The organism is Pseudomonas sp. MIL19 (genome assembly GCF_028680365.1).
GTDB lineage: Bacteria > Pseudomonadota > Gammaproteobacteria > Pseudomonadales > Pseudomonadaceae > Aquipseudomonas > Aquipseudomonas spirodelae.
Window position 1 is genome coordinate 92,165 of record NZ_JAPPVG010000011.1, and the last position, 15,872, is coordinate 108,036.

17 protein-coding genes are annotated in these 15,872 nt (G+C 61.6%); 11 read left to right on the forward strand and 6 right to left on the reverse strand.

All coding sequences use genetic code 11. The features are described 5' to 3' along the window. The first annotated feature begins 82 nt into the window (after positions 1-82). The 4 genes from N1078_RS10320 to N1078_RS10335 all read left to right on the forward strand — a co-directional run bounded on the left by N1078_RS10320 (position 83) and on the right by N1078_RS10335 (position 4,278). On the forward strand, positions 83-1,474 hold the full coding sequence (locus N1078_RS10320; protein WP_274088084.1) for an aspartate aminotransferase family protein: 1,392 nt from the start codon (positions 83-85) through the stop codon (positions 1,472-1,474). A 129-nt stretch (positions 1,475-1,603) separates the two neighbouring features. Next, complete coding sequence (locus tag N1078_RS10325; protein ID WP_274088085.1) at positions 1,604-2,971, forward strand: glutamine synthetase family protein; 1,368 nt, start codon at positions 1,604-1,606, stop codon at positions 2,969-2,971. A gap of 387 nt (positions 2,972-3,358) precedes the next feature. Beyond that, positions 3,359-3,844, forward strand: coding sequence for an acyl-CoA thioesterase (locus tag N1078_RS10330; RefSeq protein WP_274088086.1), 486 nt, complete (start codon positions 3,359-3,361; stop codon positions 3,842-3,844). 29 nt (positions 3,845-3,873) lie between these two features. Beyond that, positions 3,874-4,278: a DUF3301 domain-containing protein gene (locus N1078_RS10335; protein WP_274088087.1), complete on the forward strand. Its 405-nt coding sequence runs from the start codon at positions 3,874-3,876 to the stop codon at positions 4,276-4,278. Between the two features lie 28 nt (positions 4,279-4,306). Here the strand turns inward: N1078_RS10335 and N1078_RS10340 are convergent, their stop codons facing one another. Together N1078_RS10340 and N1078_RS10345 are read right to left on the reverse strand one after the other, a co-directional pair. Continuing rightward, positions 4,307-5,185, reverse strand: a complete 879-nt coding sequence (locus N1078_RS10340) for an alpha/beta fold hydrolase (protein WP_274088088.1) — start codon at positions 5,183-5,185, stop codon at positions 4,307-4,309. Between the two features lie 56 nt (positions 5,186-5,241). Further along, entirely contained in the window at positions 5,242-6,207 is a 966-nt protein-coding gene (locus tag N1078_RS10345; RefSeq protein WP_274088089.1) for a CobW family GTP-binding protein, read from the reverse strand. Positions 6,208-6,351: 144 nt separating this feature from the next. Here N1078_RS10345 and N1078_RS10350 point away from each other — a divergent pair, with 144 nt between their 5' ends. Then, entirely contained in the window at positions 6,352-6,705 is a 354-nt protein-coding gene (locus N1078_RS10350; RefSeq protein ID WP_274088090.1) for an NADH:ubiquinone oxidoreductase, read from the forward strand. Positions 6,706-7,043: 338 nt separating this feature from the next. Here the strand turns inward: N1078_RS10350 and N1078_RS10355 are convergent, their stop codons facing one another. After that, entirely contained in the window at positions 7,044-7,688 is a 645-nt protein-coding gene (locus N1078_RS10355; protein ID WP_274088091.1) for a DUF1826 domain-containing protein, read from the reverse strand. Beyond that, positions 7,688-8,893: a zinc metallochaperone GTPase ZigA gene (zigA, locus tag N1078_RS10360; protein ID WP_274088092.1), complete on the reverse strand. Its 1,206-nt coding sequence runs from the start codon at positions 8,891-8,893 to the stop codon at positions 7,688-7,690. The genes N1078_RS10355 and zigA overlap by 1 nt, the downstream gene beginning before the upstream one ends. 278 nt (positions 8,894-9,171) lie before the next feature. Here zigA and N1078_RS10365 point away from each other — a divergent pair, with 278 nt between their 5' ends. Genes N1078_RS10365 through N1078_RS10375 form a run of 3 tightly spaced genes read left to right on the forward strand, consistent with a single transcriptional unit; the run spans position 9,172 to position 9,885 of the window. Continuing rightward, a complete protein-coding gene (locus N1078_RS10365) occupies positions 9,172-9,348 on the forward strand; it encodes a hypothetical protein (protein WP_274088093.1) in 177 nt (58 codons plus the stop codon). Beyond that, positions 9,314-9,652: a GNAT family N-acetyltransferase gene (locus tag N1078_RS10370; RefSeq protein WP_274088094.1), complete on the forward strand. Its 339-nt coding sequence runs from the start codon at positions 9,314-9,316 to the stop codon at positions 9,650-9,652. The genes N1078_RS10365 and N1078_RS10370 overlap by 35 nt, the downstream gene beginning before the upstream one ends. Beyond that, on the forward strand, positions 9,649-9,885 hold the full coding sequence (locus N1078_RS10375) for a hypothetical protein (protein WP_274088095.1): 237 nt from the start codon (positions 9,649-9,651) through the stop codon (positions 9,883-9,885). The genes N1078_RS10370 and N1078_RS10375 overlap by 4 nt, the downstream gene beginning before the upstream one ends. A gap of 154 nt (positions 9,886-10,039) precedes the next feature. On the opposite strand, the gene N1078_RS10380 is transcribed toward N1078_RS10375, so the two are convergent. Both N1078_RS10380 and N1078_RS10385 read right to left on the reverse strand, forming a co-directional pair. Next, a complete protein-coding gene (locus tag N1078_RS10380; protein WP_274088096.1) occupies positions 10,040-11,968 on the reverse strand; it encodes a DUF2207 domain-containing protein in 1,929 nt (642 codons plus the stop codon). A gap of 1 nt (position 11,969) precedes the next feature. Continuing rightward, positions 11,970-12,557 carry a LemA family protein gene (locus tag N1078_RS10385; protein WP_274088097.1) on the reverse strand — a complete coding sequence of 196 codons (588 nt, stop codon included), beginning with the start codon at positions 12,555-12,557 and terminating at the stop codon, positions 11,970-11,972. A 122-nt stretch (positions 12,558-12,679) separates the two neighbouring features. Here N1078_RS10385 and N1078_RS10390 point away from each other — a divergent pair, with 122 nt between their 5' ends. The 3 genes from N1078_RS10390 to N1078_RS10400 all read left to right on the forward strand — a co-directional run bounded on the left by N1078_RS10390 (position 12,680) and on the right by N1078_RS10400 (position 15,763). Further along, positions 12,680-14,554: a DUF294 nucleotidyltransferase-like domain-containing protein gene (locus N1078_RS10390; protein WP_274088098.1), complete on the forward strand. Its 1,875-nt coding sequence runs from the start codon at positions 12,680-12,682 to the stop codon at positions 14,552-14,554. Beyond that, positions 14,551-15,255 (forward strand): 3'-5' exonuclease, encoded by a 705-nt coding sequence (locus N1078_RS10395; RefSeq protein WP_274088099.1) that lies wholly within the window; start codon positions 14,551-14,553, stop codon positions 15,253-15,255. The genes N1078_RS10390 and N1078_RS10395 overlap by 4 nt, the downstream gene beginning before the upstream one ends. Before the next feature lie 346 nt (positions 15,256-15,601). Then, on the forward strand, positions 15,602-15,763 hold the full coding sequence (locus N1078_RS10400) for a DUF2986 domain-containing protein (RefSeq protein ID WP_274088100.1): 162 nt from the start codon (positions 15,602-15,604) through the stop codon (positions 15,761-15,763). Positions 15,764-15,872: the final 109 nt, after the last annotated feature.

Sequence of the window (15,872 nt, forward strand, 5' to 3'; positions counted from 1 at the left end):
CAATAAAGCCTGATCAAACCAATTCTTGAGTTTTCTGTGATCACAAAATAGCATGTTCAGATATTCGAGCGAGGTGTTCAACATGACTGCCAGTGGTATCAGCCCATCCGCCGTAGAAGCTTTCGCCCAACGCGAGCGCGAGCGTTTTATCGCGCGCAATCCGAAATCCGTGGCACTGGCTGAACGCGCACGCAATTCGCTGTACGGCGGCGTGCCGATGCACTGGATGGCCGACTGGTCGACGCCGGTGCCGCTGTTCGTCGAGCGGGCCAAGGGCGCGCGTTTCTATGACGTCGACGGCCACGAATACATCGACTTCTGCCTGGGCGACACCGGCACCATGTTCGGCCACTCGCCGGACCCGATTGCCAAGGCTATTGCCGAGCAAGGCAACAACGGCCTGACCACCATGCTGCCAGGCGAAGACGCCGTGGTCTGCGGCGAGCTGCTGGCCGCGCGCTTTGGTTTGCCGTTTTGGCAAGTCACCGCTACCGCCACTGACTCCAACCGCTACGTGCTGCGCTGGGCCCGCGCGATTACCGAGCGCAAAACCTTACTGGTGTTCGACGGCTGCTACCACGGCACCGTCGATGACGTGATGGTGCGCTGCATCGATGGCGAAACCGTGCCGCGCTCCGGTCTGCTCGGCCAGGCCTACGACCTGACGCAGCACAGCCGCTCGATTCCGTTCAATGATGTGGCGGCGCTGGAAGCCGCATTGGCTCAGGGCGATGTCTGCGCCCTGCTCTGCGAGCCGGCGATGACCAATATCGGCATGGTCCTGCCCGAGCCGGGCTTTATGCAGCAATGCCGCGAGCTAACGCGTAAATACGGCGCGCTGCTGATCATCGACGAGACCCACACCATCTCCACCGACATGGGTGGCTGCACCAAGCTGTGGAACCTCGAGCCGGACTTTTTCGTGGTCGGTAAACCGATCGCAGGCGGTGTGCCGTGCGGCATCTTCGGTTGCAGCGCAGCGATGGCCGAAGCCATGAGCGCTGCGCGCCAACGCGCCAGCGAAAACAGCCACGGCCATGGCCACAGCGGCATGGGCACCACGCTGTCGGCCAACGCCCTGGCCATGCACTGCATGCGCGCCAACCTGGAACAGGTGATGACCCAGGCCGCCTACGACCACATGCTACCGCTGGCCAAACGCCTGGCCGATGGTTTCCGTTCGTTGATTGGCAAGCATGACCTGAAGTGGTCGGTGACCGAGCTGGGCGCGCGCAGCGAGTTCCAGTTTTGCCCGGTCTCACCGAAAACCGGTGCCGAAGCTGAAGCGGCATTTCACGATGAACTGCAGATGGCACTGCACCTGTACCTGATCAACCGCGGCATCCTGATCACCCCGTTCCACAACATGACCCTGTGCTGCCCAAGCACCACGGCAGCGGATGTGGACCAGTTGATCAGCATGCTCGATCAGGCCCTCACCGAGCTGCTGGCCATCCCCGGCGCTCGCGAGTAGGGGCGCACCAGACCGTAGGGTGGATGACGCTTTTTCATCCACCAACAGGCCACACCGACAATCGAGACACCCGGTGGATGGATAAAGCGCCAGCTACGCGCCCCGATCCACCCTACAGAGACAACCACCATGCAATACGCCGATATTCAGGAAGCCCACGACTTCCTCGCCGCCCACCCCGAAGTGCGTCTGATTGAGCTAATGCTGATCGACGCCAACGGCATCCCACGCGGCAAGCTGCTGCATCGTAACGAACTGCTGGCCATCTACGAGAACGGCCGACCGCTGCCCAGCTCGATTCTGGCGCTGACCATCCAGGGCGAGGACGTGGAAGAAAGCGGTCTGGTCTGGGAAGTGGCCGACGCCGACTGCTGGACTTACCCAATCCCTGGCAGCCTGACCCTGCAACCCTGGCGCAGCACACCGACCGGCCAGCTGCAGGTAAGCATGCACCCGACCCAAGGCCTGCCCGCTGCGCCGGCTGATCCACGGCATGTGCTGATCCGCGCCATCGACCGGTTGAAGGCCGACGGCTACCACCCGGTCATGGCGGTGGAGCTGGAGTTCTACCTGCTGGATAAAAACCGTGATACCAATGGTCGCCCGCAACCGGCGCTGCAAGCCAACGGCGTGCGCCCGCAAGCGCCGCAGGTGTATGGCGTGTACGAACTGGAGCAGCTGCAACCGTTCCTCGACGACCTCTACAGCGCCTGCGAAGTGCAGGGTCTGCCGGTACGCACGGCAATTTCCGAATACGCCCCTGGCCAGGTCGAACTGACCCTAGAACACCGCTTCGACGTGCTGCAGGCGATCGATGAAGGCGTGCGCTACAAACGCCTGGTCAAAGGTGTGGCCAACAAGCACGGACTGCAGGCCTGTTTTATGGCCAAGCCGTTCGGCGACCAGGCCGGCAGTGGTATGCACATGCACGTCAGTCTGGCCGATGAGCACGGCAATAACTTGATGGCGTCGGAAGACCCACACGGCACGCCGCTTCTCAAGCACGCCATCGGCGGAATGATGTCCACGCTCAACGACGCCTTGGCGATCTTCTGCCCCAACGCCAACTCCTACCGCCGCTTCCAGGCCAATAGCTACGCGCCACTGGCCAAGAGCTGGGGGGTTAATAACCGCACCGTGTCGTTCCGTGTACCCGGTGGCCCGGCTAAAAGCCGGCACGTCGAGCACCGCATCTGTGGCGCCGACGCCAACCCCTACTTAGCTGCGGCAGCGATCCTTTCTGGTATCCATCACGGCATCAAAAACCAGATCGATCCGGGCGAAGAAATCATCGGCAACGGCTACGAGCAAGCACGCGAAACCCTACCCACAGACTGGCTTACTGCCCTACGCGCCCTGGAAAACTCAGCGTGGGCCAAAGACGCGCTGGGCGAGGAATTTCTCAAGGTGTTCCTGGCGATCAAATGGAATGAATTTCGCCAATTTATGGGTGAAGTCGGCGAGCAGGACTGGCGCTGGTACCTGACCCACGCCTGATCAGCAGCAAACCGCCCCCCCTGCACCAGGTGCCGGCTGCATTCATATACCGCCAACACACTGCGCCCACCCGCTGGAAACCGCGGGTGCAGGCGCACGGTTTGGGCTTTCGCCAGGTCTCGCCTACAGACCCGGTGAGCCGGAGCACAGCCTGCAACTGCAGGCCTGAATAGCCGCCAGATTGGCAAGCCGCGTGGCTATGCCGAGCGCACCGCTTACCTGCCACCTGCGCAGGCGCTGGAAACCACAATGCTCTAAGCCGCAGCGGTGCCAAGCCGCCGTTGCGCGGCAAGGCGCTTGCTTATGGTTTGTCGCAACCAGTACCGTGACGGGCGTGCAGCGCGTCACAGCGCCTACACGCTCCATCAGCCCGCCACAGAGTGCCCTATGCAAGCCGGAACCGCCCAGCTGTCGATGACCGTCCTGATGACCCCGGACATGGCCAATTTCTCTGGCAATGTTCACGGCGGCACCCTGCTCAAATACCTCGATGAAGTCGCTTACGCCTGCGCCAGCCGCTATGCCGGTTGCTACGTGGTGACCTTGTCGGTGGATCAAGTGATTTTCCGAGAGCCGATCCATGTCGGTGAACTGGTGACCTTCCTCGCCTCGGTTAACTACACAGGCCGCACCTCGATGGAAATTGGCATCAAAGTGATCACGGAAAATATCCGCGAGCGTTCGGTACGCCATACCAACAGCTGCTTTTTCACCATGGTTGCGATGGATGAACAGGGTAAGCCCGTGGTTATTCCGGCCTTAACCCCCGACACCCCGGACGGCCTGCGCCGCCAGCGCCAAGGCCTGCAACGCCGGCAGATTCGCCACGAACTGCAACAGCGCTATCAGGCGCTTAACCAAGCAGAAGGCTGAGCCATTAGCCTGCTGCTGCCGGAGCCTGCATGATCGACCTCTTCGATGTGTTTCTCGTGATGCTATTCGCCACTGCCTGCGCCTGGCTGTGGCACGCCCATGGTCTGCGTGAACACGCGCTGGCGCTGGTAAAGCAGCACTGCGCCAAGGCCGACATCGAGTTGCTTGATGAAAATGTCGCGCTGCGCCGGCTCGCGCTATTGCCCGATGCCCGGGGCCGCAAACGCCTGGCACGGGTGTATGGCTTCGAGTTCACGGTGACCGGCGAGCAACGGCATATCGGCAGCATCACCTTGTTCGGCAAGCAATTGGGACGGATCGAACTGGCCCCCCATCCATTTCGCGAACCGCCCGCGCCCAGCGCCCAGGTGATCGAAATGCAGCAATGGCGCAGCCAGCGGCACGACGCCGATGACAACACGCCGCGCCACTAAGAGCGCTTATCCTCGCCGCGACTGATGGCTAATCACGCTGCAATAAAAAGTGCACCACGCGGGCGGCGCTGTCGGCCGGTTGCTCTTGCATAAAACAATGCCCGCCCGGCACCACATGGGCACTGACATGGCTATTGCTGGCACACCAGCGCGCCACCGACTTAGCCACGAAGGGGTAACTGTGCTGCCCGTACAGCACCTGAGTCGGCGTTGTCACGTTGCCCAGCGAGGGCCACAAGCGCTTGGGGTATGAGCTGAAAATATCCGCCTCGCGGCTCGGCCGGCATTTCAACTCGGCGCCGTTATCGCCGTCTTTCAAGGCGTGCTGGATATAGGCGGCAAAGGCTTCTTCGGTCCAACCACGAAACATCCCCCGGCCATGCAACGCCGCGTGTGCAGCCGCGCGGTCTGGCCAACTGCTGCGCCGCTTGAGCGCCTTGCTGGCGAGAGTGGTGCGCCGGCTTAGGCCGACCACATCGGATAGCGCCATCACCCCGATCATCGCCGGGCTGAATAACACCGGGTCGAGCAACACCGCGCGCTGGAACAGCTGCGGCTGCTGGGCCAGCATCAGGCTGCTCAGCACCCCGCCAAAGCTGTGACCCACGGCAAACACCGGCACATCGCCATAGCGCTCACGCCCCAGCGCAAACGCCTCCAGCGCCAACTCGGCACTGCGGTTCCAACCATGAAAACGCCCGCCATGATCACTCTCGCCATGGCCCTGTACGTCGCACAGCCACAGGTCGAAGTCTTCGCTGAGCCGTTGCAACAAGGGCGTATAAACCCGCCCGCAGTAACCATTGCCGTGCAAAAAATGCAGCAGCGGCTTGCCCGAAGGCGGCGTATGCCAACCGCGCAGGGTGAAGCCCGCCGAGCAGTCATGGGACCAAGGAAGCAATTGCATGGGCGCTATCCAGAAAAAAGTGGCCGCAGTTTATCAACACCCGCTGGCCTTTCGCCTCAGGGCAGCACGCATTGCGCAAACGCAGCCTGCAGCGCCGGCACATCCTGCGCCTCGCTAAAGATCAGCTCCAGCCGCGAGTCCTTGCGCCATTCGCTGGTTTGCCAGTGCAGGGCCTGGCCGTTCAGGGCGTTGGCGGATAGCCAGCCGGCGTTGCTGTGCAACACCAGCTTGGCGCGGCGCCAGGGCAGGCTGCTTAGCCACTGCTGGACGCGCAGCAGCTCAAACTGCTGGCTGGGGTGCCAGCGCCAGCCGATGCTCCAGCCTTCGGCCTGTTGTTGAATCTGGCAGATTGGCTCACTCGGACCGCGCCACAGCTGCGGCAATGGCGCCGCTGCCGTAGGCAGATTATCCAGCGCGCCGCCGCTATCGGCCTGGGTGCTAAAGCCGGGCAGCGCTGCCAGCGGCAGTGCGCCCTGACGGGTCCAGTAAATCGGGCGTGCTGACAGCTGCGCCTGGATGCGCGCCTTGGTTGCATCATTCAGCCCTTCGGCCTTGTTCAGCAGCAACAAGCCGGCGCTGCTCAGGGTTGCCTGCTGGCTCTCCGGCAGCGCAACACCTGCGGCCAGCGCCTGCGCGTCGAGCACCAGCAGCGGCTCTTGCACCGCCAGCACGCCAGCCCAGGGCGCTTCGCGCAGTTGTGCGAGTAATTGCAGCGGATGGCCGAGGCCGGAGGGTTCGATCAGCAGGCGATGCGGTTTGGCTTTGCGCAACAGGCGGCCAAGGCCAACCTGAAACGGCACGCCGTTAACGCAGCACAGGCAACCGCCGGCCACTTCACCCAAGGCAATGCCATCGTCATCAGTGGTCAACAGTGCAGCGTCCAGACCGATCAGACCGAACTCATTGATCAGCACCGCCCAGCGTTCATGCGTCGGCCGCTGCGCTAACAAGTTACGGATCAGGCTGGTCTTGCCGGCACCGAGCGGCCCGGCAATCACATGGGTGGGAATATTTTTCAGCATGATAGGCGCGTGCCACTGTCCATCAGGAAGTAGATTTCGGTTGTAGCCATTCTAACGGCCTACAGCACCGGAGGATGCGGCCCTACGCAGACTGATTAAAAACAGCGTGCTAGAGTCGCCGGCATATTTTTGGAGGGTCAATTGATGCGCGCTTTTTGGCTGCTGAGCCTGTTTTCACTGTCCGGCCTGGCCTGGGGCGAAGCCTGTGTGGTGCATAGCCAGGCTGAGCGCCTGGATGTGAAGGTCTGCCAGCAGAACCGCAGTATTCCGCCCAACCTGTTCCGCACTGGCTTCTGCCAGCCGCAGCTAAAGGGCCAGAAAGTGGCCGTGGAGTTTGTCGAACAGTGCCCGATGGGGGCCTTCGGCGTGTGCCGAAATTCCACGGTGGGCGGCACGCCGTACAAGCAGGATGTGCATTATTACGGCGTGGCCAGCGATGCCAATTACCTCAAGCCCTTCTGCGAAAAGCAGAGCAAGGGCGTGTGGATGGCGCGCTAGCAGGCTGTTAAAACTCCGGCGCAGGCAATATTGCAGTGCTCATACCCCTTTGTCGGTGCAACGCCAGGCTATGTGGGAGGGGTCGGGCGGCGTTCCGCTTTAGCCGCGACGTTTTTAGCGCCGCCAGATCAGTCGCGGCTGAAGCCCCTCCCACGCAAAGCGACAGACCATAAGGTCCTGATACGAGTTCTCTAGCGTACAAACACCGTCATCAAAGCGTCACCCTGTCTATGTTCTAGTGGCCTTGAGTATCCCTCCCCTGCATACCGGGTCACGCGCCGGTGTGCCTTTCTGGTACTTAAGGCTGCTTTATTCGCAGCCTATTTTTTTGCCTGAATTCAGGCCAACCAATCCAGCGTCAGCAACAAGCGCCGCTCACCTGCCGGCGGCTGCGGTGAACGGTGGATCAAGCCGCCGCCCTCGTTACCAATCCATTTCTCGCCCTTGGCCAGCAGCACATGGCCGGTATCGGCGCGCTTGATCAGCACAGCATCGTTGGGCTCGGCAGCCGGATCGCCAAGACGACGGCGCGCCATACCGCCTTCCGCCAGCCACTCACTGCCCACCCCGGCGTAGCTGGTGATCAGCCGTACCGGCACATGATCGACGTGAAAGCGCGGGCACATGGCCTTGTCGAGAATACGCAGACGCAGGCCGATGCGTTTGGCGTCAAACAGGCAGGCGAAGGCACTGACCAGCCAGCTCAGGTCCTGCAGAAAAGCCTCCTGGCCCGGCAGATCGCTGTAACCATCGACCAAGCCACTGAGGTTCGGCGTGCTCTCCGGGCTGGCCAGTTCCAGCACAATGGATTGCCCCAATGCTTCGCCCTGAGCCAACAAGGCGTTGGCGAAATCACTGATCTGCGCCGGCAACTGACGTTGCCAGACGGCCAAGTTGACCTCTTCGCGCAGCACCTCGCCGAGCACCTCGATTTGCTCGCTTCTGACCTGCTGCAGCGGCTGACGCAGCATCGGCGCGAGCATCAGGCGGCCTCCTCATGCCAGGGGCCGAACGGGTCGGGCAGCGCTTGCCAGGCGTCGACACCGAGGGCCATTTCCGCATCCGTCAGCAGGCAGGCATCCAGCTCTGCGGTCAGTTGGGCGAAGTCGATGTTCTGGCCGATAAACACCAGCTCCTGGCGGCAGTCGCCAGTCTCGGCTTGCCAGTTTTTCATGATTGTCTGCAGGCCTTCCTCATCCTGCGGCCATTGCGCCTTGGGTACGAAACGCCACCAGCGCCCGGCAAACCCATAGCGCATCAAACCGCCCGCCTGGGACCAGCTGCCGGCTTCCTCGTACTTGCTGGCCAGCCAGAAGAAACCCTTGCTGCGCAGCAGGCGGCCGTTGCTCCATTCGCGATTAATAAAGTTGAAGAAGCGCTCTGGATGCAGCGGCTTGTGCGCCCGGTAAGCCGTGGAGGCAATGCCGTATTCCTCGGTTTCCGGCACATGTTCACCGCGCAGCTCCTTGAGCCAGCCCGGTGCCTGGGCGGCGCGCTCGAAGTCGAAACGGCCGGTGTTGAGGATCTTCTCCAGCGGCACTGCGCCCATGGCCATAGGCACGATTTCGGCGTGGGTATTCAGGCCCTTGAGGATGGCCATCAACTCTTCGCGCTCATGGCTGCTGATCAGGTCGATCTTGCTGATCAGCAAAACATCGGCGAATTCCACCTGCTCGATCAGCAGATCGGTGATCGAGCGCTCATCGTCTTCGCCGAGGGTTTCGCCCCGGCTGGCCAGGCTTTCGGCCTCGTGGAAATCGCGTAGGAAGTTCACCCCGTCGACTACCGTCACCATGCAGTCCAGGCGCGCTATGTCGGCCAGGCTCTGGCCATCCTCACCCCGGAAGGTAAAGGTCTCGGCTACCGGCAGCGGCTCGGAAATGCCGGTGGATTCGATCAGCAAGTAGTCGAAGCGACCATCGCGGGCCAGGCGGCCAACTTCTTCCAGCAGGTCTTCGCGCAGGGTGCAGCAGATGCAGCCGTTGCTCATCTCCACCAGTTTTTCTTCGGCGCGGTTCAGGCTGACATCACGCTGAACTTCGCTGCGATCGATGTTGATCTCGCTCATGTCGTTAACGATCACCGCCACTTTCAGGCCCTGGCGGTTTTTCAGGATGGCGTTGAGCAAGGTGCTTTTGCCGGCACCGAGAAAGCCGGACAGCACGGTGACGGGAAGACGGTTGGGCATAACAGGAGGCTCCAGCATTGATCAGACATAGCAAGCAGTGAGTTATAACATAACACTTAATGTGTTTAACCGAAGCTCAATTGCTGCTGAATGACCTGGCCTGCTTCCGCACTAAACGCACGAAACCAGACTGAGAGCCAGCATCCATAGGGGTTTCACGTGGAACGATCAAATACGCCAGGGCTTTCCGTCTGCACCGCTAGCTGTGGCTGAGTCGCAACGGCCTGACGAATCTGACAAGCTTGCTGTTACAGTTCACTGCCTTTTCGATGCCAGCCATGCCAACGCCAAACCTTACCCTGCGCGCCTACCAAGCCCAGGACCTGCCAGCCATCGTTACGTTGTTTCAGGCCTCGGTTAGCCAGCTGACTGCGCCGCACTACGACGCAGCGCCAGGCCTGGGCTCCGGCGACTGCAGATATGCCTGCCTGGAAAACACGTTTCTCGTCACTTGAACTGCTTATCGCCGAAGATAGCCGAGCTATCGCCGGCTTTATCGGCTTCAGCCTTGATGGCCATATCGATCTGCTATTCACCGCACCCGGCTTTGCCCGCCAGGGTGTCGCCAGCGCCTTGTATGCGGCAGCCGAGCAACGGCTGCGAGCGGCCGGCGCCCGTGAGCTGTTTACCGAGGCCAGCCTAGTGGCGCAGGCGTTTTTTGCCCATCAGGGATTTTCTGTGCAGCAGGCACAGACGGTGACGCGTGGCGCTGTTAACTTGCCGCGCATGCTGATGCACAAAACTCTGGAGCTGCGATGAACACCCTGACGATTATCGTGCTGGCCGCCGTGGTGCTGGCCGCCTGCGCCCTGGCGCTATGGAGCTGGCGTAACCAGATCAAGCTGGAAAAGCTCGATGAGCGGATCAACCGGCAGAGCGAGCTGATCGAGCAGCTCGACAGCGTGCTGGAAAACCCACAGCTCAGCGAAGCCGAACAGTTGGCGAAAAGCGAAGCCTTGCTGGCCAAGCTGCAGGAAACCCGTAAGCCTTAAGCCCGAAGACTTGGCCGCGATCAGACGACGCGAACCCATACCCGGTAGGAGCGGCTGGGCGGCACTCCGCCTTGGCCGCGATGTTGTTGCATTGACCGTGATCGCGGGCAATAACTGGGCGTCCCCCCCGCTCCTACAAAAGCTGAACCGCGCTCTACCAACCGCCGCCGCCCCCGCCACCACCGCCACCACCGGACGAGCCGCCGCCGGATGAACCGCCACCGCCTGACGAGCTGCTCGACGGGGGTGATGACGCCAGCGCCGTGGCGCTGCTAAGGCCAGCAGCCAAGGCGGCACTCATCGCCAGCGGTGTGCTGAATGAGCTGCGGCTGTGGTACCAGTCGGGCTGATAGTCACGCTGCGCCGGGTCGATCAGGCCATTGGCCAGCGCTGCGCTAAAGCGCGCGCTCCATTTGTCTTCCACGCCCAGGGCCATGGCATAGGGCAGGTGTTTCTCGTACAGCGCGATGCTCATCGCCGGGGCATTGCCTGCCAATGCCAGCACATCGCTCTCCGCCAGTTGCAGGTAGTCGCGATAGCCTTCCAGCTGATCCAGCAAACGCCGCCCTTCGACCGATGGTGCCGGCAGCAGGTAATAAAACAACACCACCACCAACACATACAGGCAGAGCAGCAGCAAGGCTGGCACCGACGCCGCATCGCTGAGCATCCAAAGGCCAACCGGTACTGGCCAAAAAAACATCAACCCCACCAGGCCCAGGCCGATCTGCTTACCCACGCTGGGCTGATGCCAGGCCATGTACAGCACAAACAACGACGGCACGCCAAAACCCAAGGAGAACACCACACCCGCCAAGCCGGTGGTCATATCGTCTTCGCTGCGCGCGCCGGTTAGCACCATGATCAGGCAGCCGACAAGCGCCCACACCAAGCCCCAGGCCCAGAGTCCCCGATTATTGCTGAACCAAGCCTTGCCCTGTTTTTGCAGCTGGGTTTTCAGCCCGGCTACGGCGTCAGCCAGGCGCGGCTCGTAGCTGCTACCAATTTCCAGGGCGATGCCTTCCTTATTGGCCGGGAACAGGCGTTTGCGCAGCTCGCGATCCGCCTCGCTGAAGTCTTCACGTGCGCCTGCGCCGCGAGCCAGGGTAAAACCACCGCCGCGCGGCTTGTCTTCGAGATGCAGGTGCTTGCGAATGGCCATATCGGTGAGCCACACACTGAACGCCCGCGCATCCTGATACGCCCCCTGCAAACCGCGATGCCAGAGGTAACCGGCCTGCACCGCACTCATGCCCTGCGGTGGCTCGAATAGCGGAATGATCAGGCCTTTCTCAGGGTCGCGGCCAACCCGGTCCCAGGCGCGCAGATAGAACAGCAGCAGGCCGACCAACAGCAGCAAACCCAGACACAGGCCGAGGTTATCGCGCAACAAGGCGCCGCCCCGTTCAACCAAACCCGGCCTAGTGACTAGCCCGGCTTGCCACTCCACAGCGACCGTCAGGCCCTGATAGGCCGGTAAGCCCTGCGTGGTGATCAGCCGCAGGTAATCATCGCGCTGTTCGACCACTTCATAGGCCTTGTCCTGGCTGCCCCAGCCACCGGTGTAGGCGGCACGCTGGCCGATCCGCGCGCCCCTCGGCAACAGCACTTCCACAGAAGCGTGCTGAATCGGGAAGCTCCAGCCATTGCCGGTGACGTTCCAGTACAGCTCGTCGGTATTGAGGTGGTGCAACAGCTGGCGCTCAACCCGATAACGCAGCTCATATTGATAGCGCCCCGGTTGCAGCACATGGTCAGCAGAACCGAGGTAGTAGCGCACCCAGCTACCGTTCTGCTCGACCCGCGCCCGCTCCGCCTGACCATCGCGGCTCACCCCAAGCAGGGTGATCGGGCTGCTCTGCAACAAACCCAGCGGCAAGCTGTAACTGACCGGCAAATCGCGGTAGATGCCGCGCTTGATCTGCTCACCCTCGGCCTGCACGGTGATCCGCTCGGTCACCAGCAGGTTGCCGTCCGCCTGCACCTGCAGGGTCACGGCAAAGTCTTCAATTACCTCGGCCGCAGCAGTCCATAGCGGCAGCAGGCACAGGCTCAACAGGGCAAAACGCAGCACTCGCAGCATGTCAAAACTCCATGTTTGGCGACTGGGCGTCACGCGGGTCATCCAGGCTGAAGTACTCCGCCGGGGTGAAGGCAAAAGGCCGCGCCACTAGGTTGCTCGGTACCGATTCCACCAGCACATTCAACTCGCGCACCGCGCCGTTGTAATAACGCCGGGCCATCTGGATATGGTTCTCGACCTCGGTGATGGTGCGTTGCAGGTCGAGAAACTGGCCATCGGCCTTGAGCGCCGGGTAGTCCTCGACCAGGGCAAACAGCTGGCGCAGCTGCGTGCTCAGATGCGCCTCCACCGGCGCCCGTTCAGCCAACGGCGAATCGGCCAACTGCAGCGCGCGCAGGCGCTCCTGCACCAGCGCCTGCAGCGTGCCCTGCTCATAGTTCATGTACTGGCGCACGCACTCGACCAGCGCCGGAATCAGGCTGGCGCGGCGCTTGAGCTGCACATCAATGCCGCTCCAGGCCTCGGCCACCCGTGCGCGGTTGAATACCAGGCGGTTGTAGTAATAAATCCCCAGGCCAGCCACAACCAGCAACAGCGCCAACACCCACCAAAGCCCTAACTCTTGCATCACCCCTCCCTGATTAGTCATCTGCCCGCCAATTCACCCTAGCCGGCACTCAACGGACGCGCCGGCCGACCTGCTTAGGCCAGCAAGGCGGACATCACCGCGCGATGCTCGTATCCTGTAGTGCCACAACGCGCGAGGCACCCATGCAGATCGAACTCCTGGAGATCCGCGATCACCTCAATCGCTACCCGCCCTTTGATGCCCTGCCCGAGGACAGCCTCGACGCCATCGCCCGCCAGGTCGAGGTGGCCTACTTCAAGGCCGGCACCGACATCCTCCTATACGGCGCAGACATCCATGACCTGCATTACGTGCGCAGCGGCGCGGTGGAAATCTACCGGCGCAATGGCGAGTTATACAACCGCCTGAGTGAAGGCGATATCTTCGGCCAGGCCGGCCTGCTGCGTAGCAACAAGGTGCGCTTCCCGGCCCGCGCGATTGAAGACAGCCTGATCTACTTTATTCCGGCCGCCCTGTTCGCTCAGATGTGTGAGCAACACGACAGCTTCGCCGATTTCGTTGAGGCCGAAGGCCAGTCACGCCTCAAGTCGGCTGTGGAGAGCCAGGGCAAGGCCAGCGACCTGATGCAGATCAAAGTGCGCACGCTGATCTCGCGTCAGCCCGTCTGCGCGAGCCAAGACACCCCGGTGCAACAGGCCGCACAGCTGATGACCGAGCAAAGCGTTTCGTCGTTGGTACTGCTCGACGGAGATGCGCCCGGCGCCGCCATGGTCGGCATCCTAACGGATCGCGACCTGCGCACCCGTGTGCTGGCCGTTGGGCTGGATGCGGCCACGCCGGTCAGCCAGGTGATGTCGCCCGATCCCATCACCATCCAGGCCGATGACAGCGTTTTCGAAGCCATGTTGAGCATGTTGCGCCATAACATTCACTACCTGCCGGTGGTGCAAAGGCGGCGCCCGGTGGGGATGATCAACCTCTCCGATATCATCCGCTACGAGTCGCAAAGCAGCCTCTACCTGGTCAACTCGATCTTCAATCAGCCGGATGTCGCCGGCTTGCAGGGACTGCTGCCGGACTTGCGCGGCACCTTCGTGCGCATGGCCAACGAAAATGCCACCGCGCACATGATCGGCAGCGCCATGGCTGGCATTGGCCGCGCCTTTAGCCAACGCCTGCTGGAGTTAGCGGAGCAGAAACTCGGCCCGCCGCCGGTGCCCTATTGCTTCCTCGCCGCCGGCTCGATGGCCCGTGATGAACAACTGGTGGTGACCGATCAGGATAACGCGCTGATTCTCGATGACCGCTTCGACCCCGACCTACATGACGGCTACTTTGCCGAGCTGGCGAAATTCGTCAGCGATGGCCTGGCCGCCTGTGGCTACAGCTACTGCAAGGGCGGGATCATGGCCACTAATCGCCAATGGCGGCAGCCACTCAAGGTATGGCGCGGCTATTTCAGCCAGTGGATCGACCGGCCCAACCCGCAAACCCTGCTTAACAGCTGCATCTTCTTTGACCTCGACGGCGTACACGGCGAGGTCGAGCTGGCGGAAAACCTCAAGGAACTGCTCGCCGAAAAAGCCAGCAATGCCCCGGCCTTTCTCGCCGCCCTGGCGCGCAACGCCCTGAACCGCACGCCGCCACTGGGCTTCTTTCGCACCTTCGTGATGGAAACCGACGGCCAGCAGAAACACATCATCAACCTCAAAGGCCGAGGTACAGCGCCGCTCACCGACCTGATCCGCGTGCACGCGCTGGCCTGCGGCAGCAAGGCGCAGAACTCACTGGAACGCCTGGACGCTATCGCCAAAACCAAATTGCTACAGCCCGAAGCGATCAGCCAACTGCGCTACGCCCTGGAATTTCTCAGCCTGGTGCGCATCCGCCATCAGGCCAATGCGCTGGCGGAAGGCCGCGAGCCAAACAACTACATCGAGCCGGAAAAAGTCTCGGCCAGTGACCGCCATAACCTCAAGGAAGCCTTTCAGATACTCAGCAACGCGCAGAAATTCCTGCGCTTCCGCTATCCCGCACAGCCGGGCAAAAGCTTATGAGTACGCTCGCTGCGCCGCTGGACTGGGCGGCGCGCTTTGCTGAGCTGGCTACCAGCGCCAAAGACCCGCGCCTGCAAGCCTTCTACCAAGCAGGCTGCGTCGCCGCCGACACCCCACTGGAACAGGTGCCGCTGCTGGCCCTCGATGTGGAAACCACTGGGCTCGACGCCAACCAGCACGCCATCGTCAGCCTTGGCCTGCTGCCCTTCAACCTGCAGCGCATCCGCTGCGGCGAAGCACGTTACTGGGTGGTCAAACCGGCCAGTGAATTGAGCAGCGAGTCGGTGACCTTCCACCACATCACACACTCCGACATCCGCCATGCCCCGCGCCTGGGGCAGATTCTCGACGAACTGCTGACGGTGATGGCTGGCAAGGTGATGGTGGTGCACTACCGCAGCATCGAGCGCAGCTTTCTCGATCAAGCGGTGCGTGAGCATCTGGGCGAAGGCCTGCAATTCCCGGTGATCGACACCATGCAGCTGGAGGCCCGCCTGCACCGCCAACCGAACTGGTGGGAGCGCTTGCTGCGGCGCCAGCCGGTGTCCATTCGCCTGGCCGATAGCCGCCTGCGTTACAACCTGCCGCCCTACCAGGCGCACCACGCCCTGACCGATGCCCTGGCCACCGCTGAGTTACTGCAGGCGCAAGTGGCAACGCACTATTCGGCGGATACGCCGATTGGGCAATTGTGGAGTTGAGACCGCACATCTGTAGGAGCGGTGGGAGGGGCTTTAGCCGCGACTGCAGCAGTCGTAGGATGGGTTGAGCATCGCGATACCCGTCATTTGGCTATTCCGTCGATGTGTATTTACTTGCACCCCATCGGGCGCGTTACTTGATTCGCTACACTTCACTCTTCAGGCCAACCTGCGGCTATTACTGCACGTCGCTCCGTTGCTCTTGCTGAGCACAAAAGAAAGTAACCAAAGAGAATGTGCCTCTGCATCCGGGTTTCGCTCCGGTATTGCTCCGGGGACTGGCAGAGCCGGCCTCTTACTAAAAACGTATGACTAGTTTTCAAACATTTATCACCGAGCAGAACACATGAACCGTCGCAAAAAAATCAAACAGCTATTACAAGCACATGCCAAAAAAGCCAGTGCCAAATTGGCGCCAAAACGTAAGTCTGCATACATCAGTAAAGCCGACCGTTTGAAAGCAGAAGCCGAAGCCACTCAAGACTTAACCATCACCACTGATAATTGATTTATGCCTATCAGGCTGCAGTGTCCCTCGCGATCGAGTAGGAGGCAGATTCACATCTGCCGTCCTCTCACACCACCGTACGTACGGTTCCGTATACGGCGGTTCAGGT

What these genes read in the sequence shown, in the direction of transcription:
- N1078_RS10320 (WP_274088084.1), top strand. Translation starts at nt 83, where the DNA reads ATGACTGCCAGTGGTATCAGCCCATCCGCCGTAGAAGCTTTCGCCCAA.
- N1078_RS10325 (WP_274088085.1), top strand. Translation starts at nt 1,604, where the DNA reads ATGCAATACGCCGATATTCAGGAAGCCCACGACTTCCTCGCCGCCCAC.
- N1078_RS10330 (WP_274088086.1), top strand. Translation starts at nt 3,359, where the DNA reads ATGCAAGCCGGAACCGCCCAGCTGTCGATGACCGTCCTGATGACCCCG.
- N1078_RS10335 (WP_274088087.1), top strand. Translation starts at nt 3,874, where the DNA reads ATGATCGACCTCTTCGATGTGTTTCTCGTGATGCTATTCGCCACTGCC.
- N1078_RS10340 (WP_274088088.1), bottom strand. Translation starts at nt 5,185, where the DNA reads ATGCAATTGCTTCCTTGGTCCCATGACTGCTCGGCGGGCTTCACCCTG.
- N1078_RS10345 (WP_274088089.1), bottom strand. Translation starts at nt 6,207, where the DNA reads ATGCTGAAAAATATTCCCACCCATGTGATTGCCGGGCCGCTCGGTGCC.
- N1078_RS10350 (WP_274088090.1), top strand. Translation starts at nt 6,352, where the DNA reads ATGCGCGCTTTTTGGCTGCTGAGCCTGTTTTCACTGTCCGGCCTGGCC.
- N1078_RS10355 (WP_274088091.1), bottom strand. Translation starts at nt 7,688, where the DNA reads ATGCTCGCGCCGATGCTGCGTCAGCCGCTGCAGCAGGTCAGAAGCGAG.
- zigA (WP_274088092.1), bottom strand. Translation starts at nt 8,893, where the DNA reads ATGCCCAACCGTCTTCCCGTCACCGTGCTGTCCGGCTTTCTCGGTGCC.
- N1078_RS10365 (WP_274088093.1), top strand. Translation starts at nt 9,172, where the DNA reads ATGCCAACGCCAAACCTTACCCTGCGCGCCTACCAAGCCCAGGACCTG.
- N1078_RS10370 (WP_274088094.1), top strand. Translation starts at nt 9,314, where the DNA reads ATGCCTGCCTGGAAAACACGTTTCTCGTCACTTGAACTGCTTATCGCC.
- N1078_RS10375 (WP_274088095.1), top strand. Translation starts at nt 9,649, where the DNA reads ATGAACACCCTGACGATTATCGTGCTGGCCGCCGTGGTGCTGGCCGCC.
- N1078_RS10380 (WP_274088096.1), bottom strand. Translation starts at nt 11,968, where the DNA reads ATGCTGCGAGTGCTGCGTTTTGCCCTGTTGAGCCTGTGCCTGCTGCCG.
- N1078_RS10385 (WP_274088097.1), bottom strand. Translation starts at nt 12,557, where the DNA reads ATGACTAATCAGGGAGGGGTGATGCAAGAGTTAGGGCTTTGGTGGGTG.
- N1078_RS10390 (WP_274088098.1), top strand. Translation starts at nt 12,680, where the DNA reads ATGCAGATCGAACTCCTGGAGATCCGCGATCACCTCAATCGCTACCCG.
- N1078_RS10395 (WP_274088099.1), top strand. Translation starts at nt 14,551, where the DNA reads ATGAGTACGCTCGCTGCGCCGCTGGACTGGGCGGCGCGCTTTGCTGAG.
- N1078_RS10400 (WP_274088100.1), top strand. Translation starts at nt 15,602, where the DNA reads ATGAACCGTCGCAAAAAAATCAAACAGCTATTACAAGCACATGCCAAA.